Source organism: Pseudomonas sp. LBUM1676, from assembly GCF_059695605.1.
The window spans coordinates 4,054,235-4,073,663 of the sequence record NZ_CP166777.1 but is presented as its reverse complement, the minus strand read 5'-3'; the positions used below and the strand labels follow the sequence as shown (position 1 = coordinate 4,073,663).

The window sequence follows — 19,429 nt, the reverse complement described above, 5'->3', positions numbered from 1 at the left end:
GAGTTCACCATGAATGCGTTGACCCAACCGATTGCCGCCGGGCAACCCCTGGCCAAGCCTCAGCATGACCTGCACAACGCCCGCAGCCTACTGGATGCGACCCTGCGATTTGTCCGCCAGCAGGGCAAGACCACGGAGGATCCCTATGTCATCAGCCGCTTCGGCGATGTGCAGATCCGTATCGAAGTCGTCGCCGCGCTGCTCGAGCGCGCCGAAGATTTTCTCAATGGCCATGCAGACGCTACCGAAATCAGCATCGCCATCGCCGAATCGCACCTGGCCAGCGCTGACGCGCTGAATGCCGTCAGCAATGCCGAATTCGAACTCACCGGGCAACGCACCGGGTTGCCCGGATCACTGCACGATCCGCTGCGCTGGAAACTCCACCTGATCGGCAACTTCCGCCTGAACGGTATCCATCCCCCCAGTGTCCGGAGTGCCGTTTGATGGCCCGTGAAATTCGTCTCAACGCTTTTGACATGAACTGCGTCGGCCATCAGTCGCCAGGACTGTGGGCCCATCCGCGGGATCGCTCGTGGCAGTACAAGGACCTGGAGTACTGGACCGATCTGGCGAAAATCCTTGAGCGCGGCAAGTTCGACGGTTTGTTCATTGCCGACGTGCTGGGCATCTACGACGTCTATAACGGCAACGGCGACGCGGCGATTCGCCAGGCCGCGCAAGTGCCGGTCAACGATCCGCTGCAACTGATCCCGCCGATGGCGCTGGTCACCGAGCACCTGGGTTTCGGCCTGACCGCGTCGCTGTCCTTCGAACATCCGTATCCGTTCGCCCGGCGCCTGTCGACCCTCGATCACCTGACCAAGGGCCGCGCCGGCTGGAACATTGTCACGTCCTACCTGGAAAGCGGCGCGAAAAACCTCGGGCAGAAAAACCAGACTGAACACGATGCCCGTTACGATTTTGCCGAAGAGTACCTGGAGGTTTGCTACAAGCTCTGGGAGGGCAGTTGGGAAGAGGGCGCCATCCTGCGCGATCGCGAGCGGCGGATTTTCAGCGACCCGAGCAAAATCCACGAGATCCGGCACGCAGGCAAGCACTTCCAGGTGCCGGGCATCCACCTCTGCGAGCCGTCGCCGCAACGCACGCCGGTGCTGTACCAGGCCGGCGCATCGAGTCGCGGCAAGCAGTTCGCCGCCGAACATGCCGAATGCGTATTCGTCGCCGCACCGTCGAAAGTGCTGCTGAAGAAAACCGTGGCCGACATCCGCCGACGTGCCGCCGAGGCCGGGCGCGATCCGTCGAAGATCCTGATCTTCAACCTGCAGACGGTGATCCTTGGCGAGACCGATGCCAAGGCCAGGGCCAAGTTCGAGGAATACAAGACCTGGGTCAGCTACGAAGGCGCCATGGCGTTGATCTCTGGCTGGACCGGGATCGATTTCAGCCAGTTCAAGCCGGATGAACCGCTCAGGCATGTGCACACCAACGCGATTCAGTCCGCGGTGGAAGCCTTCTCCACGGCGGACCCGAACAAGGTCTGGACGCCCAATGAGCTGGCGGACTGGGTGGGCATTGGCGGGTTCGGGCCGTTGTTTGTCGGCAGCCCCGAAACCGTTGCCGATCTGTTGCAGGAGTGGGTCGAGGAGACCGACGTGGACGGCTTCAACCTGGCCTACGCGCTGACCCATGAAACCTTTATCGATGCTGTGGAGTTGCTGGTGCCCGAGTTGCAGAAGCGCGGGGTGTACAAGACCGAATACGCGCCGGGGACCTTGCGCGAGAAGCTGTTCAGCGAAGGGCCGCGGTTGCCGGTTATCCATCCGGGCGCGGGATATCGGGACTTGGGGGCGTTGCGCCAGCAGGAGAAGAAAGTGGTATCGGCCTAGAGGCCATCGCGGGCAAGTCGAATCGTCTCTCCGCCGCTCCCACAGGTCTCTGAGGTGTCTGAGAGAAATGCGATCAACTGTGGGAGCGAGCCTGCTCGCGAAGAGGCCAGCCCATCCAACATCGATGTCGACTGATAGACCGCTTTCGCGAGCAGGCTCGCTCCCACATTTGATGGATGTCGCTCCACAAATCCTAGCCCAGCGGACCACCGCACGCTTTTGCCCATGACATAGAGGTCAACCCATGAGCGTGCACGAACTCAAACGTCCGCCCGTCGCGGACATCGCCCCGTGGCGGGTCGCCGTGCCCGGGGTGCTGGAGCAGTTGCGTCACTGGGCGCAGGTCAGCCCGTTGCAGCCGGCGCTGCGGCACAAGCGCCATGGCCAGTGGTTTGTCTGGCGCTGGATCGATGCCTTGCGCGATGTCGAGCGCCTGGCCGACGGCCTGCGTCAGCGCGGCTTCGACGAGGATTCGCGCCTGGCACTCAGCGGTGCATTCGAGCCGAACCTGTTGCTGCTGGCCCTGGCCGCACAGCATATCGGCGGCGAATTACTGACGCTACCGGACAATCTCGATGCGCAATCACTGCACAAGGCCCTGTGGCGCAGCCGTCCGACCCATGCCTTCGTGCAAGGACGACAGACGCAACAACTCTGGCTGAATCAAGACCAGGCGCTGCTGGATTTTGCTGAGTTGCTCGGCCCGACAGATGCCGCCCAACAGCGCATCCGCCGGGCCCAAGGCGCACAACTGTGGAGCGAAGAGGGCACCCACTGGCAGGACGGCCTGAGCGTACTGCTTGGGCAATGGCTGACCAGCGGCCAATCCCTGGCCTTTCCGGAAAGCCCAGGCAGCGCCAGCCGCGACCGTCGCGAAGTTGCGCCCTCAGGGCTGCTGCTGTCGGCCGAGCGCCTGCAACTGCTCGCCACCGAAATCGACAGCCGCCTCGCACCCGAAGGCACCTGGCGCCGGCGCCTGTGCAACTGGGCCATCGCCCATCCGGAACAAGGCCTGCAACGTCTGATCAAGAACCGCGTGCGCCGGCTGCTCGGCTTTCAAAACCTGCAGTTCATCTGGCAACCCACCCGCACCTCCGGCGCGCAACCGGCGCCGAACTGGTTATCCGAATTCAAACGGGACATCGCATGAGCTCGACCGATTCCATCCTGCAAGTCAGCGGCATTTCCCTGTCGTTCAAAGGCGTGAAGGCTATCAACCAACTGTCCTTCGACGTGCGCCGGGGCGAGATCTGCGCGCTGATCGGCCCCAACGGCGCGGGCAAGAGTTCGTTGCTCAACGTGCTGAACGGCGTGTATCGCTTCGATGCCGGCTCGATCGTCTTCGAGCAGCAGCCATTCAAGCGCATCGACCCCTTGACCGCCGCACGCCGAGGCATTGGTCGCACTTTCCAGAACAACGCGTTGTTCAAGAAGATGAGCGTGATCGACAACCTCCTCACCGGCCTGTCACGCCACTCGCGCAGCAGCTTCATCGAGCAGGCGCTGAACCTGCCACGCGCCCGGCGCGAAGCTGCCGACTTGCGCCGACAGGCCCAGGGCATTCTCCAATTCCTCGAACTGCAAGCCCACCGCGACGTCCCCGTGGGCAATCTGTCCTACGGCCTGCAAAAACGCGTGGAACTGGGCCGTGCCTTGATTGCCGGGCCGCGCCTGTTGCTGCTCGACGAACCCATGGCCGGGATGAACGCCGAAGAGAAGCAGGAAATGGCCCGCTTCATCGCCGACATCAACCGCGACCTCGGCACCACGGTGGTGTTGATCGAGCACGACATGAGCGTGGTCATGGGCCTGTCCGACCACGTGGTGGTGCTGGATTACGGGCGCAAGGTCGGCGACGGCACACCGGCCCAAGTCCAGGCCGATCCCGAGGTGATCGCGGCCTATCTGGGAGTGGTGCACTGATGACGTTCTTCTTCGAAACCCTGCTCGGTGGCTTGCTCGCCGGTACCATGTACTCCCTGGTCGCGATCGGCTTCGTGTTGATCTACAAAGCCAGCGGCGTGTTCAATTTCGCCCAGGGCGCGATGCTGCTGTTCGCCGCGTTGACCTTCGTCAGCCTGCACGATCAGGGCGTGCCGTTCGCGCTCGCTTTGTTGCTGACCGTGGTGGTGATGATCATTGGCGCGCTGCTGATCGAGCGGCTGGTGCTGCGGCCGCTGGTCAATCGCTCGCAGATCACCCTGTTCATGGCCACCCTCGGCCTGTCGTTCATCATCGAAGGCCTGGCCCAGGGCTTGATGGGCTCGCAGGTGCGGGCGCTGGACCTGGGCATCGACGACGTGCCGATTTTCATCGGCGCGATGATGGTCAGCCAGTTCGACCTGATCGCCGCCGCTGCCGCCATCGTGCTGGTGACGGTGCTGGCGTTGCTGTTCAACAAGACCCGCATCGGTGTGTCGCTGCGCGCGGTGGCGGATGACACCACCGCCGCGTTGTCGATCGGCATCAACCTCAACCGCATCTGGCAGATCGTCTGGGCGGTGGCGGGGATCGTCGGCCTGGTGGCGGGATTGCTCTGGGGCGCCCGCCAGGGAGTGCAGTTTTCGTTGTCGCTGGTGGTGCTCAAGGCCTTGCCGGTGTTGATCATCGGTGGCTTCACCTCGATCGGCGGGGCGATTGTCGGCGGGCTGATCGTCGGCGCGGCGGAGAACCTCGCCGAGGTGTATATCGGCCCGCTGATCGGCGGCGGCATCACCCCCTGGTTCGCTTACGTCCTGGCCCTGGCCTTCCTTTACATCCGTCCCGCCGGCCTGTTCGGCGAGCGCGCCATCGAGCGAGTCTGAATTCATGTCGATTTCCCTTACCCGCGAAACCGCGCCGGCGGTGTTGATCCAGCGTCGCGTGCCGGTCGGCCTGATCGCGCTGCTGCTGATCGCCTTCGTGGTCGTGCCGCTGACCGGCAACGACTATTGGCTGAATGCGATTCTGATCCCGTTCCTGGTGCTGTCCCTGGCCGGGCTCGGCCTCAACCTGCTCACCGGCTACACCGGCCAGACCTCGGTCGGCGCGGCCGGGTTCATGGCGGTCGGAGCCTTTGCTACCTACGGGTTTTTGCTGCGCTTGCCCGAACTAGGCTTGCCGGTGGCACTGCTCGGCGGCGGGCTGATCAGCGCCCTGGTGGGCTATCTGTTCGGCTTGCCGAGCTCGCGCATCAAAGGTTTCTACCTGATGGTCACCACCCTGGCGGCGCAGTTCTTTCTGGAGTGGCTGTTCGTCAAATTCCCCTGGTTCTACAACTACGGCTCTTCCGGGACCATTTCCGCGCCGAAACTGGCGCTGTTCGGCCATGACCTCAACACGCCGCTGGGCCGCTACCTGCTGACCCTGAGCACTGTATTGCTGTTGACCTGGGTCGCGATAAACCTGGTGAAAAGCCAGATCGGCCGTAACTGGATGGCGATCCGCGACATGGACACCGCCGCTGCGGTGATCGGCATCCCGGTGGTGCGCTACAAGCACCTGGCGTTCGCCGTCAGCTCGTTTTACCTGGGCATCGCCGGCGCGCTGTGGGCCTTCGCCTACCTAGGCACCGCCAGCGCAAGCAGCTTCGATATCAATCGATCGTTCCAGATCCTGTTCATCATCATTATCGGCGGCATGGGCAGCATCGCCGGCAACTTCGTCGGCGCGGCGTTCATCAGCCTGCTGCCGATCCTGCTCAGCCATGCCGGGCAGGCCTTGTTCGGCGGCTCGGTCGATGCCGGGCAACTGCAGAACCTGCAGAAAATCATCTTCGGCGTGCTGATCATTCTGTTCCTGATCAAGGAACCGGAAGGCCTGATCCGCCTGCTGGGCAAACTTCGTGAACGGCTGGGCCACTGGCCGCTGCGCTTCTGAATTCTTCAACTCATTAGAGAGACAACATGCGTGCATCCTTGAAACGTTCCCTGCTCGGCGCCGCGTTGACCCTGGCGATTTTCGGCAGCGTGGTGCCGGTGGTCCAGGCGTCGCCGGACCAGCAATTCTTCCCGTTGGCCACCTACCGGGTCGGCGCCTACGCCTCCAGCGGCGTGCAGGTCTGGGCCGGCATGCTCGATTACCTGAACTACATCAACGACGTGGAAGGCGGCATCAACGGGGTCAAACTGGTTTGGCAGGAGTGCGAGACCGAGTGGACGGCGGAGAAGGGCATCGAGTGCTACGAGCGCTTCAAGAAAGGCCTGGACGGCGCTCCGGTAGCGATCTATTCACCCAATGGCGCCCCGGCGGCGTATGCACTGAGCGAGCGCGCCGAAGTCGACAAGATCCCGCTGATCACCCTCGGTTACGGCCGCACCGAAGCCACCGACGGCACGGTGTTCCCCTACAACTTCCCGGTGATGCTGACCTTCTACAGCGAGGCCTCGAGCCTGATCAACTACATCGCCCAGCGCGAAGGCGGTTTCGACAAACTCAAGGGCAAGAAGATCGCCACGGTCTACCACGACTCGGCGTATGGCCGGGAAACCCTCGGCCCGTTGAAACTGTTGGCGGAAAAATACGGCTTCGAGAACATCCAGATTCCGGTGGCCGATCCGGGCAACGAGCAATCGGCGCAATGGCGGCAGATTCGCCAGCTCAATCCGGACTGGGTGTTCCTGCGCACCTGGGGCGTTTCGACGCCGGTGGCGGTCAAGACCGCGGCGCGGTTCGGCTTCCCGGTAGACCACATCGTCGGCGATATCTGGGCCAGTTCCAGCGAGGACGTATTGCCCGCAGGTATAGCCGCCAAGGGTTATCTGGCGCTGACGCCATACCCGGCCGGCGCCGATTTCGAGATCCACAAACGTCTCAAGCAGCACATCCTCGACAAGGGCAAAAGCGACCTCAAGGACCTGAAGAACTTCGGCAGCGTCTACTACAACTCCGGCCTGGTGAACGCCGCCGTGATGGTGGAAGCGATCCGCACCGCCCAGGGCAAGTTTGGCAAGCGGCCGCTCAATGGCGAGGAAGGGCGGTGGGGGCTGGAACACCTGAACATCGACGACGCGCGGCTCAAGGACATGGGCTACTTCGGCCTGATGCAAAACTTAAAGCTGTCGTGCAAGGATCATGAGGGCGGCGGTTCGGCACGGGTCCAACAGTGGGACGGTGCCAACTGGACGCTGATCAGCGACTGGATCGCGGCTGACCGTGCCTTGCTGCGGCCGTTGATCGATGAAAAATCCGCGGCCTTCGCCAGGGAAAAAGGCCTGACGCCACGCACCTGCACCGGGGACGACTAAGCCATGAACCAAACTGCCACGGAAAATACCGCCAACCACCTGTTGCAAGTCAAGGACATCGAGGTGATCTACGACCGCGCGATCCTCGCCGTGGCCGGGGTGTCGCTGACGGTGCCCAAGGGCGGCATCGTTGCCTTGCTGGGGGCCAACGGTGCGGGCAAAAGCACCACACTCAAGGCGATCTCCGGGCTGGTGCGGGCCGAGCGGGCAGAGGTCAGTCGCGGTTCGATCGAGTTCCTCGGGCGCGACACGGCGGGCATCGATCCGAGCGTTCGGGTACGCCAGGGCATGGTGCATGTGCTGGAGGGACGGCATGTGTTCGCGCAACTGACGGTGGAGGACAACCTGCGCAGCGGCGGCTTTGTCCGGGGCCTGAGCCGGCAGGACCTGGCCCGGGACCTGGAGCGCATCTACACCTGGTTTCCGCGCTTGAAAACCAGGCGCAAGACCCAGGCCGGGCTGACGTCCGGCGGCGAGCAGCAGATGGTCGCCATCGGTCGGGCGTTGATGACCCGTCCTACTTTGGTACTGCTCGATGAACCTTCCATGGGTTTGGCGCCTATTATCGTCCAGGAGATTTTCGAGATCGTGGCCCAGCTCAATCGCGACGAGCAGGTGAGCTTCCTGATTGCCGAGCAAAACATTAATGTGGCGCTCAAGTACGCCTCCCAGGCTTATGTGCTCGACACCGGGCGGGTGGTGTTGTCCGGCAGCAGCGAAGCGTTGTTGGCTCGGGGCGACCTGCACGATTTCTATTTAGGCAAACACTGACCAGTGAGAATGGCATGAGCGAAATCCAAGGCGGACAGGCGACCGACGCCATCCGCGATGCAGACATCCTGATCGTTGGCGGCGGCCTCAGCGGCGCGATGCTGGCGGCGCAGTTGTTGCGCCTGCCCGGCAAGCGTCGGCTGCTGGTGATCGAGCCCCGCGCCGAACTCGGCCGGGGCGAGGCCTACAGCGCGGTCGAATTGGGCCATACCCTTAACGGCAACGCGGCACGCATGAGCGTCGACCCGGACAACGCCGACGACCTGACTCAGTGGCTGACCGAGTACATCGCGGCCGGTGGCTGGCCGGAGTCCGATGAACAGCATGTGCCGGTCAGCGAACTGTTCCCGCCGCGAGGGCTGTTCGGCGTGTACGTGCAGCAGCGCCTGGCGCAAGCGCAAGCGCAGGGTGCCTTGAACGGTTCGACGGTCGAGCATGTACGGGCCGAGGTGGTCGACCTGCAAACCCTGGACGATTCGGTGCGGCTGGCCTTGAGTGACGGGCAACGCTTGCAGGGTGCGTATGCGGTGTTGGCGACCGGCATGTTCCCCGCCGCGCGCACGCCGCAGACCGACTCCAGCGGCTTGAACGCTGCCGCACTCGATCCGTGGGACGTCGCCGCCATGCGCCAGCTCGATCCGCAGTCGACGGTGCTGATCATCGGCTCGGGCCTGACCATGGTCGATGCCGTGGTGTCGCTGGAACAGGCCGGGCATCGCGGGCCGATCGAAGTTTTTTCCCGGCATGGCTTGCTGCCGCATGTACGCCGGCAGCCGCCGGCCTGGGCTGATTTTCTCGCCGAGGACCACAGCATTCGCACGCCGCGCCAGCTGGTGCGCGAATTGCGTCGGCATTGTCGGGACGCCATCGCCCAGGGCATCGACTGGCAGGCGCCACTGGATACGGTGCGGGTGCATATCGGCCGCTTGTGGAATCAGGCGACGGACCTGCAACGTCGGCAGTTTGTGCGCCATGTCCGGCCCTGGTGGGAAAGTCATCACCATCGTTCGCCACCCTTGAGTGCCGAACTGGTGGCGCGGCTGCATGGGGAAGGGCGGTTGCGGATTCAGGCGGCGTCGTTCAAAGGGCTGGAGCCTTCCTCGGGCGGTAAGGTTAGCATCCGCATCCGGCGTCGCGGCGAAGCTGACACGGTTGTCGTCCGGGGGGCGGCGTTGATCAACTCCAGCGGTATTGAATACGACTGGCGGCGGGTGGCGCGGCCATTGCCACAGCAACTGCTGGCTCGCGGACTGGTGCGGCCGGGGCCCTTGGCATTGGGGATTGCAGCGGCAGTCGATGGCGCGGTGCTGGATGTCGATGGGCAGGTTGCCAGTCGACTGTTGTTTGCCATGGGGCCGCCGTTGCGTGGCATGTGGTGGGAGAGTACGGCGGTGACTGACGTGGCGAGTCAGGCCAAGGCTCTTGCGGTTCGACTGGTTACTGGCGGATAGCGGGCCCGGTTTTTGGGCATGACACCGATCAACACTGTAGGAGCTGGCTTGCCAGCGAAGGCGTCCGTTCAGGCGATAAATGTGTCGACTGACCCGGCGCCTTCGCTGGCAAGCCAGCTCCTACAGGGTGGCGGCACAATGCGTTTGATCAATAACGCTGATACTTCGAACCAAACTCGGGACGGTTTTCCGCGACGTAGAGTTTGCCCTGTTGATTGTCTTTGTGATCAATGCCCACGGTATTCACTTTCAATAGCGCCGGCTGGCTGACTTTAGCCGCCGCAACCACTGTCGAAGTAGCGTGCGGTGCCGCAATGGCGGATGTACCGCCAAGGGCCGCCAGGGCGAAACCAAGACCGATGATGCTTTTCATGAGGATGCTCCAGAAGTGTGGGAAGAAGATGTGGCCACTGTATTGCTGGAGCACTGCGATGAAAAAACACCCTGACGCATAGTCGTTATCAAGAGCGTTGATCCAGCGTCAGCGGGGGTGATTGATGGTGTTCGACACCTGACTCCTGCATTGAATGTGTGTCGGACACAGGACTCGTGTGCGACCTCGCTCCCACAGTGGAGGTGTGTTGTGGTGGAGATCGTTATCAATACCGCTGATATTTCGAGCCGAACTCGGCGCGGTTTTCCGCCACCAGCACGCCGCCGCGTACTGCATTGCTCGGGGTGCTCAGGGCCACACGCTCGCGCAGTTCCTGCAGGCGATCGGCGCCGCCCTCGGCAACGCGGTTCTCGATCAGGCGATCCGAGCCGCCTTCAGCCACGCGTTCACGCAGCTCTTGCAGACGATCGGCACCACCTTCGGCGACGCGGTTCTGTTGCAGTCGATCCGAACCACCTTCCACCAGCAGTTGCTGGATCTGACCGTGTGGCGCAGCACTCAGAGTGTTGGCCGAGGCCAGATTCGACAGGCCGACACCGCCAACCAGTGCCAGGCCGAGTGCCAGGGACGAAACTTTCGAGAAGTTGAACATGGTGATTCTCCGAGCGCTTGAGTTTAAGTGGGTCGGTAGCGGCTGCTATCCGGTGTTCACAGTTAAACGCTCGGGTGTATCGGTGATGTGTGCTCGATCGCGCCGAAATCGGTGTCTGCGTATCTGCCGTGGGTTTTAATACAGAGGGATACAAAACCCGGAGCAGGTCAGCAGGCTCACGATTGTGCGCCGAGCAATTCCACCGGGTAGGAAAACACATAGCCTTCGCTGCGCACGGTCTTGATGTAGGTCGATTCCCGGGAGTCGTCCATCAGCCGCTGGCGCAGGCGGCTCACCAGCAAATCGATGGAACGGTCGAACAGGTCGGCTTCGCGGCCCTGGGTCAGGTTGAGCAATTGATCGCGGCTGAGCACCCGTTGCGGATGGTCGAGGAACACCCGCAGCAGGCGATACTCGGCACCGCTGAGGGCGACCATGGTGCCGTCTTCGTCCAGCAGGTGACGGGCGGTGGTGTCCAGGCGCCAGCGGCCGAAACCCAGGAGCCGGCCGCTTTCGGTGATCAGCAGGTTGGGCGGCAGCATCCGCGTGCGGCGCAGCACGGCGTTGATCCGCGCCAGCAGTTCGCGGGCGGCGAAGGGTTTGGTCAGGTAGTCGTCGGCGCCCATTTCCAGGCCGAGGATGCGATCGGTTTCATCATTTCGGGCGGTGAGCATGAGGATCGGCGTGGCCTTGTGCTTGCCCGAGCGTAGCTCGCGGCACAGCAGCAGGCCGTCATCGCCGGGCATCATGATGTCGAGCACGATCAGGTCCACGGTGTTCGCTTCGAGGAAGCTGCGCATCTGCCGGCCATCGGCGACCACTGTGGTGCGCAGGCCGTTTTTCTTCAGGTAATTGCCGACCAGTTCGCGGATTTCTCGATCGTCGTCGACGATCAGGATGTGGTTCACATGATCCATTGCTCAACCCTCTTTTTATTCGCACGTTGCGCATTCTAGGGAGCCACGTCGACGCTGCATGCTGGCCTTTGTATCCCAGTGTATCTGGTGGTGCACTTGATACAGGGGGATACACGACGGCTTTTTTCAGGTGCGGGTGTATCGAACTGTACCGGGTGCCCTGTGTGACACCTTATGCCTGGCAGCCGACCTGATTCAGCGGATGTACCGGGACTCTTGTGGGAGCTGGCTTGCCTGCGAAGGCGGCCTTGAGTCCTACGGCACCCATGAAGACGCCTTCGCCAGCAAGCCGGCTCCTACAGGGAGGCTTGGCGTTGCGTCAGCCAGGGTGTTGCGCTTTTTCCAGCATTTCGATCAAGCGTTCTGGCCAGACCGTTTCGCGGGTTTGCTGCAGATCTGCCACTGACCACCATTTATGCTCGGTCATGACCCGCGCCTCATCGGCGGTCCAGCCATCACGCGTCAGCTGTTCGCCGTCGGTTCGAACGATGAAGTAGCGTTCCACGGACAAGACCTTTTCACCACTGGGCAGCATCATCGAAAAGTCGCGTTCAGCCACGCAGGCGCCTACCGCGTCGACGCGCAGGCCGGTCTCTTCCAGCAGTTCTCGAACCGCGGCCGTTTCGAAGCTTTCACCTGCCTCGAGTCCGCCACCGGGGGTCGCCCAATAGTCGCGTCCGTCCAGGGCATCGCCCTTGTGCTGGAAGCGAAAGAGCAAAACCTGATTCAAGGGGTTGATGACGAGGAGTCTTGCGGCATTGCGTTGGCGCATCGTTTTTTCTATCCATAGGCTAACTTCCGGCAACAACCCGGTAGTTATGTGTGGTGAGGGGCGAGCCCCTCACCGCAAATCGCTTCTATCCCGAAAAACCGGGTTTCGATGATAGAAACAACTTCAAAATTACTACGCAACTACCTGATAACACGGCACATAAGCCGCACCACCCGGAAGTTTCATCCGGTGCTGAGCAACAAACGCCTTGAGCAATTGATCCAGCGGCTGCATCACCGCCGCATCACCCCGAATCTGATACGGCCCGTGTTCTTCGATCAGGCGGATGCCCTTGTCCTTGACGTTGCCGGCGACGATGCCGGAGAACGCCCGGCGCAGGTTGGCGGCCAGTTCGTGGGCCGGCAGGTTGCGGCTCAGGTTCAGGTTGGCCATGTTTTCGTGGGTCGGATCGAAGGGGCGCTGCAGGCCTTCGTCGATCTTCAGCAGCCAGTTGAAATGGAAGGCGTCGTTGCGTTCGCGGCGGAACTGTTTCACCGCCTTGAGGCTCTGGGTCATCTGCCGCGCCACTTCGGCGGGGTCGTCGATGATGATCTCGTAATGCTGCTTGGCGCCTTCACCCAGCGTGGCGCCGACGAACGCGTCCAGCTGCTCCAGGTACGGCGCCGCGTGTTTCGGCCCGGTGAGGATGACGGGGAAGGGCAGGCCGGCGTTGTCCGGGTGCATCAGGATACCGAGCAGGTACAGGAACTCTTCGGCGGTGCCGGCGCCGCCGGGGAAGATGATGATGCCGTGGCCGACGCGGACGAAAGCTTCCAGGCGTTTTTCGATGTCCGGCAGGATCACAAGTTCGTTGACGATCGGGTTCGGCGCTTCCGCGGCGATGATGCCGGGTTCGGTCAGGCCCAGGTAGCGTCCGCCATGGATGCGCTGCTTGGCGTGGGCGATGGTCGCGCCTTTCATCGGGCCTTTCATCACGCCAGGGCCGCAACCGGTGCAGATGTCCAGGCTGCGCAGGCCCAGTTCATGACCGACTTCCTTGGTGTATTTGTATTCTTCGGTATTGATCGAATGCCCGCCCCAGCACACCACGATCTTCGGTTCGATACCCGGGCGCAGGGTGCGGGCGTTGCGCAGCAGGTGGAACACGTAGTCGCTGATGCCCTGGGAAGTGCTCAGGTCGATGCGCTGGGCGTCGAGTTCGTTTTCGGTGTAGACGATATCGCGCAGGGCGCTGAACAGCATTTCCCGGGTGCTGGCGATCATTTCGCCGTCGACGAAGGCGTTGGCTGGAGCGTTCAGCAGTTCGAGGCGAACGCCACGGTCCTGCTGGTGAATGCGGATTTCGAAGTCCTTGTAGGCTTCGAGGATGGTCTTGGCATTATCAACATGGGCGCCGGTATTGAGGATGGCCAGGGCGCACTGGCGGAAAAGGGTATAGGTGCTGCCGGATCCGGCTTCGCTCAGTTGCTGTACTTCACGTTGAGAGAGGGTTTCCAGGCTGCCTTTAGGGCTGACCGAAGCGTTGATTACATGTCGTTGGGTCATTCAATGATCCTTAAAACGATGTCATCCGTCCAAGGGAGGACAAAATGGCATCCGAATAGTATGTATCCATAAAAGAAGATGGCACGAACTGCGCTGGATCGCCATTTTCCCGTTTGACGATAAAAAGATGAATAGAAGCCCCAGCATAGCTAAATCCCTCGCAGAGGCGATAATGCCCCGCATACTTTTTGCCAATGTCCGAAGGAAACCGTACGCAATGTTCGAAATCCAGCCGAAGAATGCTGAAACCTATCGACGGCAGACACGCCGCAGCACAGTGATCATCGCCCTGATTTTCCTGGCGCTGGCAATGGCGCTGTCCACCGCGGCGGTGACGCTGTTCGGCGAGCCCGATGGGGACAACCTGCGCTTCAATGTCGGGGGGGTATTCGTGGCGGTGCTGCTGATGGTCGCGTTGATGCGCAGCACATTCTGGACCCAGGAGTGGATGGCACCGGCCGTCTATGGCTGGCAGCTCAAGCGCAGCCTGATGAGCATCACCAACGTCATGCATCAGGTCACGGCAGCGGTGGAGAAGGACGATCCGCAGGCGATGAAGCTCTTGCGCTTCTATCATTTGGGGTTGAGCCAGATGCACGAGCTGGACGGTAACTCCAGTGATCACAGCCAGTTGACGCGTGAGATGGATCAACACAAGGCGCGGATGCAAGCGCTGGGCATCGACACCGAACAGACGCGGTTGAATCCGGCCTGGATCGAGGCGCTGAAGCAGGCATCGAAGTAAGCCTGTGCCGGGCAAAATCGGTACCATAGTGAACAGAGCCATCGGATAAAAACAACGGCGACCGGGATGGGTCGCCGCTCAAAAGGATTCAGGGAGCGTCATGGGGCATCCGTCCGTCAAAGATAGAATTGAGCAGGCGCGCCACGGCGTGCCTTTGGTTCCCGAGCAGGCCGTGGCCCGACTCAAGGTTCGTTCCGCGGTGTTTCTGCTGATCGCAGTGTGCCTGGCGATGACCGCCATCGTGATCTGGGAAGCCTGGAACTCGCGCCAGTACCATCTGCGGGACAAGGAAGTGGCGATGTCCAACCTTGCGCAGACCCTGGCTTCGCAGGCACAGGCGTCGATCAAGCAAGCCGACACGCTGCTGTTCACCGTGGTCGATCGCCTCGAAAACGACGGTATCGACCAGGCCCGGCTGCCCGGGCTGGAGCGCTTGCTGCGGGGCCAGCGCAGTGAGCTGCGTCAGCTCCATGGCTTGTTCATTTATGACGAAAAAGGTCGGTGGATCGCCAATTCCAATGGCGCCGCCGTGCCCAATGGGAACAACGCCGACCGCGAATATTTCGTCTTCCACCGTGATCATCCCGATCGTGGGCCGCACATCGGGCCGTCCATCAAGAGCCGGTCCAGCGGCGAATGGATCATGACGGTGTCCCGCCGCATCAATCATCCGGATGGCAGCTTCGCCGGCGTGGCGCTGGCATCGATCTATCTCAGCCACTTCCTTGCGCTCTACAACAGCATCGATATGGGCGGTAATGGCGTAATCAACCTGATCGCCGACGACGCCAGCATCGTCGTCCGCCGGCCGTTCAAGGAAGCCGAAATCGGCACCAGCGTCGCCAAGGGGCCGCTGTTCATGCAACTGTTGCCCAAGGGCGACTCCGGCACCGCAACGGTCCGCTCCTATGTCGATGGTATCGAGCGGGTCGTGGGGTATCGCCGGGTCGATGGCTATCCGCTGATCATCTTTGCCGCGCTGAACAAGGAAGAAGTGTTGGCCGGCTGGCGTGAACAGGTGTTGCTCAGTGCCGGCATCGTTTCGTTGTTCCTCGGGTTTCTGGGGGTGTTCGGTTACCGCCTGATTCGTCTCATGAGGCAGCAGAACCATGTCCAGAGCGTGTTGCTCGACGCCCAGGAAAAGCTGATCGAGGTCAATCGCAGCCTGGAGTTGCTGGCGCTGGAGGATGCGCTGACGGGGCTGTCCAACCGGCGTCAGTTCGATCTGTTCATCCTTGCGGAAATGGGCCGGGCCAGGCGCAACCAGACCCACCTCGCACTGCTGATCATCGATGTCGATCACTTCAAGCGCTTCAATGACCTCTACGGCCATGTCGCCGGCGATGAGTGTCTGCGCAACATCAGCACGATCATCCGTGACAACATCAAGCGTCCCGGCGACCTCGCGGCGCGTTATGGCGGTGAAGAGTTTACGGTGGTGTTGCCCGGCACCGACTACGTGGGGGCGTTCCTGGTGGCGGAAAAAATCCGTCGCGCCGTACAGCAGGCCGGTATCACCCATAGCGGGGGTCTAGAGGGCACGGTCACCGTCAGCGTGGGGGTCTGCGCCTACAACACCGCCTCGCTGGATCAGCCTAACGATCTGGTCAGCGCCGCGGACAAGGCGCTTTATGTCGCCAAGGCCAGCGGACGGAACATGAGCGTGATTGCCAACTGAGTGTCCCTCACACCAGGCGGGGCGTCAGGACGCCCGACGCCATTTCCGACGTCTGATCAGCTGGACATAAATCAGCACGTTGATCACCAGCACCACGGCGCCCAGCCCCAGCTGGATCGCCGGCGTCAGGCTCGCCGGGTAAATGACCGGCCACACGTAATGTTCGATGAAGCCGCCACCATAGCCGGTTTGCCCGGCCCCGTGGCGCATGAGGTTTTCCCAGTCGGTCAGCGGGCAGGGCAGGTGCAGGACTTCCACCGAAAAGCCCCACGCAGCGGCGGGCAGGTGCCACCAGATCAGGTGGCGCCACTTGAGCACCAGCAGTCCACCCAACAGCACGAACAGAATGAACAGCAGGTGAAACAGCACCAGCCCGTCGGCGGCGATTCGGTACAGCATGTCGACCCCCTGACCTGTCATGCCAATGGCTCCATGGTACTCGGGCTGGTTGCGCATGCGAAAAATCAACGCCTGACGAGCAAATGCGCAAGATTGTTCAAGCCATCGAGCGCCAGTGCTGGCACAGTCTGGGGTCTTTCCCCGGTCGAGAGCGTTATGTCCAATTCACTCATGCCGCGCAGCGCCTTTTTGCGCGGTGCCGCGGCGATCATGCCGTTATCCCTGGCAACCGCGCCCTGGGGGCTGCTGGCCGGTTCCATGGCGATCGAGGCCAATCTCACGCCCCTGCAGGGCCAAGGCCTGTCGAGCATCGTATTTGCCGGTGCGGCGCAACTGGTGGCCATCGGCATGCTCAAGGGGGGGGCCGGGATCTTCTCGATTCTGCTGACCACCTTGCTGTTGACCTCCCAGCATTTGCTCTACGGCATGAGCATGCGTTCGGTGATTTCGCCGTTGCCGGGTCGCTGGCGAGTGGGGCTGGGCTTTTTGCTCACCGACGAGCTGTTCGCCCTGACCAGCCAGCATGACAAACAACAGTTCAACCGCTGGTACGCCCTGGGCGTCGGCCTGACGTTTTACATCGCCTGGAACCTCTTCACCCTGGCCGGCATCGTGCTCGGCAGCAGCATTCCCGGCCAGGAGCATCTGGGGCTGGACTTCTCCATCGCGGCGACCTTTATCGCCCTGATCACGCCGGTGGTGCGCAACGTGCCGACCGTGGTGTGCGTGGCGGTTTCGTTGTTCTGTTCGGTGCTGTTCAGCTATTGGCAATGGGGGTCGGCGCTGGTGCTGTCAGGGTTGGCGGGCATGATGGCGGGCTTTGTCTGCAATAAATTCCAGGGGGAACGCACATGATGGTCTGGGCGGTGATTGTCGGCATGGGGGTCCTGGTGTTCCTCAATCGCTACGTGTTTCTCGAACCCCGGCTGCCGCTGCGCCTGAGCAGCAATGCCCGGCAATTCCTCGGTTTTGCGGTGCCAGGCATGCTGACCGCGATCTGCGGACCGATCGTGTTCATGCCGGACAAACAGCTGAACCTGCAGTGGGACAATCCCTATCTGATCAGCTCGCTGGTGGCGGTGGGGCTGGTGCTTTACACCCGCAACACGCTGCTCAGCATGCTGTTGAGCATGGGTTTTTTCTTTTTGCTGCGCTGGTGGCTCTGAGTCGGGTGCCCGAATCTGTTCTACGCTGGTACCCTGATCCAACCTGCGCCCGCTCAGACGTGCGGGCGCAACGGTCTGGCCCAGGGCGAAACATGAAACAGTTGTTCAAGGTTCTATCGGCGTTTGCCATCGCAGTCGGTCTGCTGGGGTGCATCGCCGCGCCCATCGAAATGACGCCGCAGACCGAGCAACGCCTGCGCGCACAAGCGCCGATCCGTTTTCTGCTGACCTTTGACGACGGCCCCAGCGCTTCCAGCTGGTGGAATCCAACCGTTACCGTGCTCGACAGCCTGGCGCGCAATCCGCTGCAACCAGACATCAAGGCCGTGTTCTTTGTCCAGACCCGCGCCGCACGGGCCGGCGGCAGCGAGTTGGGGCGTGCAATCATGCAGCGCGAACACGCCGAAGGTCACATTCTGGGCTTTCACACCGCCACGCCCGGGCACAGCAATCATCGCTCGCTGGACGCAGCAGCACTGGAGCAATCGCTGGGCAACGGCAGCGCCGACATTGCCGCGATCACCGGGGCGCCAGCGACGCTGCTGCGTCCGCCATTCTGGAGCTACGACCCACGCACCTTTGCCGCTTATCAGCGACAGGGTCTGCATCTGCTGCTCACCGACCTGAGCGCCAATGACGGCAAGATCTGGGGTTTCAACGCCAGCCCCCGTCGACGGGCCCACATGCTGCGGCAACTGTCGGAAATCCGCGAACGCATCGCCCGAGGCGAGCTGCCGACGGTGGAGGGCGTGATTCCGGTGGTGGTGACCTTTCACGATCTCAATCGCTACACCGCGCGCCATACCCGGGAGTACCTGCAGATCCTTCTCGACAGCGCCCGTGCGAACGGTATGAAGATGGCAGAGAAGCCGTTCTATGACGATACCGCAGCGCTGCAACGCGCGGCCATGGCGCGTACCGTTCGCGACAGTTCAGCGGCGGTCGAACTGCCGGGGATCTGGAACTGGCTCTGGAAAAGGCCAGCGCCTGCGCCGACCGCGTGCCCTTCGATGTGCTGAAGCCTGAGGCATCGCGGCTTCAGGCCAGTGGCAACAGCTCCTCAATCATCCGCAAACAATGATTCAACCCCGGCGATACATCACCCACGCGCCGGCTGAGGATAATCGGCGAGGTGGCGTTGTCTTCCAGCAGCGGGGTGAAGCCGATGTCGTCGCGGTGCAGCAGTTGCACCGAGGCCGGCACCAGCGTGACGCCGATGCCTGCGCCCACCAGCCCGATGGCGGTTTGCAGTTCGTTGGTCCATTGCGCCACGTGGATGCTCACGCCATAGGATTCGAACAAGGCAATCACGTGGTCGGCGTAGCTCGGCCGCGGGTTGCCGGGGTATAGCACGAAGGGCTCTTTGGCCAGTTCACGCAGGCTGATGGGCCCGGCCAGCAACGGGTGACCGGCGGGCAGGGCGGCCACCAGGCGGTCTTCGGTAAGCACGGTCTGGATGATGGCCGGGTCGTCGATTCGGATTCGCCCGAAACCGATGTCGATACGCCCGGCCTTGAGCGCCTGCACCTGTTGCAGGGTGGTCATTTCCGAGAGCCCCAGCTCAAGCTCCAGTGGGTCGCCGCTGCGCAAGCGGCGGATCAGTTCCGGCAGCACGCCATAAAGGGTCGATGGTGCAAAGCCGATGCCCAGCCAGGTCTTTTCACCCAGGCCGATCCGTCGCGTGTTGTCGCACACCTTGGCCAACTGTTCGAGCAGGGCGCTGGAGTGCTCATGGAAAAAGCGCCCGGCGTCGGTCAGCTTCAGCGGTCGCCCGCGTTCCAGCAACATGACCCCCAGTTCGTCTTCCAGTTGCTGGATCTGTCGACTCAGCGGCGGTTGGGCGATGTGCAGCAGCTCGGCGGCACGGGTGAAGTTGAGGGTTTTGGCCAACACCTGAAAGTAACGCAGGTGACGCAGTTCCATGGAGCCTCCCGGTTTGAGGGGTTGAATACCTTTAAGGTAT

21 protein-coding genes are annotated in these 19,429 nt (G+C 62.1%); 14 read left to right on the top strand and 7 right to left on the bottom strand.

Going from position 1 to position 19,429, the window contains the following annotated elements:
- Nucleotides 1-9: 9 nt before the first annotated feature.
- From ACA041_RS18825 to ACA041_RS18785, 9 genes are all read left to right on the top strand, one after another.
- A complete protein-coding gene (locus ACA041_RS18825) occupies nt 10-447 on the top strand; it encodes an acyl-CoA dehydrogenase (protein ID WP_497435582.1) in 438 nt (145 codons plus the stop codon).
- The gene (locus tag ACA041_RS18820) at nt 447-1,850 is read left to right on the top strand and encodes an LLM class flavin-dependent oxidoreductase (protein WP_497435577.1); all 1,404 of its coding nucleotides are present in this window, start codon (nt 447-449) and stop codon (nt 1,848-1,850) included. The genes ACA041_RS18825 and ACA041_RS18820 overlap by 1 nt, the downstream gene beginning before the upstream one ends.
- Before the next feature lie 244 nt (nt 1,851-2,094).
- Complete coding sequence (locus ACA041_RS18815) at nt 2,095-3,000, top strand: AMP-binding protein (RefSeq protein WP_497435572.1); 906 nt, start codon at nt 2,095-2,097, stop codon at nt 2,998-3,000.
- Complete coding sequence (locus tag ACA041_RS18810) at nt 2,997-3,773, top strand: ABC transporter ATP-binding protein (RefSeq protein ID WP_497435568.1); 777 nt, start codon at nt 2,997-2,999, stop codon at nt 3,771-3,773. The genes ACA041_RS18815 and ACA041_RS18810 overlap by 4 nt, the downstream gene beginning before the upstream one ends.
- Nucleotides 3,773-4,654 carry a branched-chain amino acid ABC transporter permease gene (locus ACA041_RS18805; protein WP_497435564.1) on the top strand — a complete coding sequence of 294 codons (882 nt, stop codon included), beginning with the start codon at nt 3,773-3,775 and terminating at the stop codon, nt 4,652-4,654. Before ACA041_RS18810 ends, ACA041_RS18805 begins: the two co-directional genes overlap by 1 nt.
- 4 nt (nt 4,655-4,658) lie before the next feature.
- Nucleotides 4,659-5,708: a branched-chain amino acid ABC transporter permease gene (locus tag ACA041_RS18800; RefSeq protein ID WP_497435559.1), complete on the top strand. Its 1,050-nt coding sequence runs from the start codon at nt 4,659-4,661 to the stop codon at nt 5,706-5,708.
- Nucleotides 5,709-5,734: 26 nt separating this feature from the next.
- On the top strand, nt 5,735-7,075 hold the full coding sequence (locus ACA041_RS18795; protein ID WP_497435554.1) for an ABC transporter substrate-binding protein: 1,341 nt from the start codon (nt 5,735-5,737) through the stop codon (nt 7,073-7,075).
- A 3-nt stretch (nt 7,076-7,078) separates the two neighbouring features.
- Nucleotides 7,079-7,846: an ABC transporter ATP-binding protein gene (locus ACA041_RS18790; protein ID WP_497435551.1), complete on the top strand. Its 768-nt coding sequence runs from the start codon at nt 7,079-7,081 to the stop codon at nt 7,844-7,846.
- 14 nt (nt 7,847-7,860) lie between these two features.
- On the top strand, nt 7,861-9,297 hold the full coding sequence (locus ACA041_RS18785; protein ID WP_497435548.1) for an FAD/NAD(P)-binding protein: 1,437 nt from the start codon (nt 7,861-7,863) through the stop codon (nt 9,295-9,297).
- A gap of 148 nt (nt 9,298-9,445) precedes the next feature.
- Here ACA041_RS18785 and ACA041_RS18780 read toward each other — a convergent pair whose 3' ends face one another.
- The 5 genes from ACA041_RS18780 to ppnN all read right to left on the bottom strand — a co-directional run bounded on the left by ACA041_RS18780 (nt 9,446) and on the right by ppnN (nt 13,478).
- Nucleotides 9,446-9,670, bottom strand: coding sequence for a hypothetical protein (locus ACA041_RS18780; RefSeq protein WP_497435545.1), 225 nt, complete (start codon nt 9,668-9,670; stop codon nt 9,446-9,448).
- Nucleotides 9,671-9,896: 226 nt separating this feature from the next.
- Complete coding sequence (locus tag ACA041_RS18775; protein WP_497435540.1) at nt 9,897-10,283, bottom strand: hypothetical protein; 387 nt, start codon at nt 10,281-10,283, stop codon at nt 9,897-9,899.
- 176 nt (nt 10,284-10,459) lie between these two features.
- Nucleotides 10,460-11,200, bottom strand: coding sequence for a response regulator (locus ACA041_RS18770; protein WP_497435535.1), 741 nt, complete (start codon nt 11,198-11,200; stop codon nt 10,460-10,462).
- A 319-nt stretch (nt 11,201-11,519) separates the two neighbouring features.
- Complete coding sequence (locus tag ACA041_RS18765) at nt 11,520-11,972, bottom strand: NUDIX hydrolase (RefSeq protein ID WP_497435530.1); 453 nt, start codon at nt 11,970-11,972, stop codon at nt 11,520-11,522.
- 132 nt (nt 11,973-12,104) lie between these two features.
- On the bottom strand, nt 12,105-13,478 hold the full coding sequence (ppnN, locus tag ACA041_RS18760; RefSeq protein WP_497435526.1) for a nucleotide 5'-monophosphate nucleosidase PpnN: 1,374 nt from the start codon (nt 13,476-13,478) through the stop codon (nt 12,105-12,107).
- Nucleotides 13,479-13,695: 217 nt separating this feature from the next.
- Between ppnN and ACA041_RS18755 the strand changes: the two genes are divergently transcribed.
- Entirely contained in the window at nt 13,696-14,223 is a 528-nt protein-coding gene (locus tag ACA041_RS18755; protein ID WP_497435522.1) for a DUF3087 domain-containing protein, read from the top strand.
- A gap of 100 nt (nt 14,224-14,323) precedes the next feature.
- Nucleotides 14,324-15,901, top strand: a complete 1,578-nt coding sequence (locus ACA041_RS18750; protein WP_497435519.1) for a sensor domain-containing diguanylate cyclase — start codon at nt 14,324-14,326, stop codon at nt 15,899-15,901.
- Nucleotides 15,902-15,925: 24 nt separating this feature from the next.
- Here the strand turns inward: ACA041_RS18750 and ACA041_RS18745 are convergent, their stop codons facing one another.
- A complete protein-coding gene (locus tag ACA041_RS18745) occupies nt 15,926-16,300 on the bottom strand; it encodes a DUF2784 domain-containing protein (protein WP_497442113.1) in 375 nt (124 codons plus the stop codon).
- A gap of 156 nt (nt 16,301-16,456) precedes the next feature.
- On the opposite strand from ACA041_RS18745, the gene ACA041_RS18740 reads away from it, so the two are divergent.
- From ACA041_RS18740 to ACA041_RS18730, 3 genes are all read left to right on the top strand, one after another.
- Complete coding sequence (locus ACA041_RS18740) at nt 16,457-17,155, top strand: AzlC family ABC transporter permease (RefSeq protein ID WP_497435515.1); 699 nt, start codon at nt 16,457-16,459, stop codon at nt 17,153-17,155.
- The gene (locus tag ACA041_RS18735; RefSeq protein ID WP_462010208.1) at nt 17,155-17,466 is read left to right on the top strand and encodes an AzlD domain-containing protein; all 312 of its coding nucleotides are present in this window, start codon (nt 17,155-17,157) and stop codon (nt 17,464-17,466) included. The genes ACA041_RS18740 and ACA041_RS18735 overlap by 1 nt, the downstream gene beginning before the upstream one ends.
- 92 nt (nt 17,467-17,558) lie before the next feature.
- Nucleotides 17,559-18,485: a polysaccharide deacetylase family protein gene (locus ACA041_RS18730; RefSeq protein WP_497435510.1), complete on the top strand. Its 927-nt coding sequence runs from the start codon at nt 17,559-17,561 to the stop codon at nt 18,483-18,485.
- 19 nt (nt 18,486-18,504) lie between these two features.
- Here the strand turns inward: ACA041_RS18730 and ACA041_RS18725 are convergent, their stop codons facing one another.
- Nucleotides 18,505-19,389: a LysR family transcriptional regulator gene (locus ACA041_RS18725; protein ID WP_497435505.1), complete on the bottom strand. Its 885-nt coding sequence runs from the start codon at nt 19,387-19,389 to the stop codon at nt 18,505-18,507.
- Nucleotides 19,390-19,429: the final 40 nt, after the last annotated feature.

Bases quoted from the DNA above. Each gene is read 5' to 3' on its own strand.
- ACA041_RS18825 (WP_497435582.1), top strand. From the start codon at position 10: ATGAATGCGTTGACCCAACCGATTGCCGCCGGGCAACCCCTGGCCAAG.
- ACA041_RS18815 (WP_497435572.1), top strand. From the start codon at position 2,095: ATGAGCGTGCACGAACTCAAACGTCCGCCCGTCGCGGACATCGCCCCG.
- ACA041_RS18750 (WP_497435519.1), top strand. From the start codon at position 14,324: ATGGGGCATCCGTCCGTCAAAGATAGAATTGAGCAGGCGCGCCACGGC.
- ACA041_RS18770 (WP_497435535.1), bottom strand. From the start codon at position 11,200: ATGGATCATGTGAACCACATCCTGATCGTCGACGACGATCGAGAAATC.
- ACA041_RS18735 (WP_462010208.1), top strand. From the start codon at position 17,155: ATGGTCTGGGCGGTGATTGTCGGCATGGGGGTCCTGGTGTTCCTCAAT.
- ACA041_RS18820 (WP_497435577.1), top strand. From the start codon at position 447: ATGGCCCGTGAAATTCGTCTCAACGCTTTTGACATGAACTGCGTCGGC.
- ACA041_RS18795 (WP_497435554.1), top strand. From the start codon at position 5,735: ATGCGTGCATCCTTGAAACGTTCCCTGCTCGGCGCCGCGTTGACCCTG.
- ACA041_RS18755 (WP_497435522.1), top strand. From the start codon at position 13,696: ATGTTCGAAATCCAGCCGAAGAATGCTGAAACCTATCGACGGCAGACA.
- ppnN (WP_497435526.1), bottom strand. From the start codon at position 13,478: ATGACCCAACGACATGTAATCAACGCTTCGGTCAGCCCTAAAGGCAGC.
- ACA041_RS18725 (WP_497435505.1), bottom strand. From the start codon at position 19,389: ATGGAACTGCGTCACCTGCGTTACTTTCAGGTGTTGGCCAAAACCCTC.
- ACA041_RS18810 (WP_497435568.1), top strand. From the start codon at position 2,997: ATGAGCTCGACCGATTCCATCCTGCAAGTCAGCGGCATTTCCCTGTCG.
- ACA041_RS18785 (WP_497435548.1), top strand. From the start codon at position 7,861: ATGAGCGAAATCCAAGGCGGACAGGCGACCGACGCCATCCGCGATGCA.
- ACA041_RS18765 (WP_497435530.1), bottom strand. From the start codon at position 11,972: ATGCGCCAACGCAATGCCGCAAGACTCCTCGTCATCAACCCCTTGAAT.
- ACA041_RS18740 (WP_497435515.1), top strand. From the start codon at position 16,457: ATGTCCAATTCACTCATGCCGCGCAGCGCCTTTTTGCGCGGTGCCGCG.
- ACA041_RS18780 (WP_497435545.1), bottom strand. From the start codon at position 9,670: ATGAAAAGCATCATCGGTCTTGGTTTCGCCCTGGCGGCCCTTGGCGGT.
- ACA041_RS18775 (WP_497435540.1), bottom strand. From the start codon at position 10,283: ATGTTCAACTTCTCGAAAGTTTCGTCCCTGGCACTCGGCCTGGCACTG.
- ACA041_RS18745 (WP_497442113.1), bottom strand. From the start codon at position 16,300: ATGCTGTACCGAATCGCCGCCGACGGGCTGGTGCTGTTTCACCTGCTG.
- ACA041_RS18730 (WP_497435510.1), top strand. From the start codon at position 17,559: ATGAAACAGTTGTTCAAGGTTCTATCGGCGTTTGCCATCGCAGTCGGT.
- ACA041_RS18800 (WP_497435559.1), top strand. From the start codon at position 4,659: ATGTCGATTTCCCTTACCCGCGAAACCGCGCCGGCGGTGTTGATCCAG.
- ACA041_RS18805 (WP_497435564.1), top strand. From the start codon at position 3,773: ATGACGTTCTTCTTCGAAACCCTGCTCGGTGGCTTGCTCGCCGGTACC.
- ACA041_RS18790 (WP_497435551.1), top strand. From the start codon at position 7,079: ATGAACCAAACTGCCACGGAAAATACCGCCAACCACCTGTTGCAAGTC.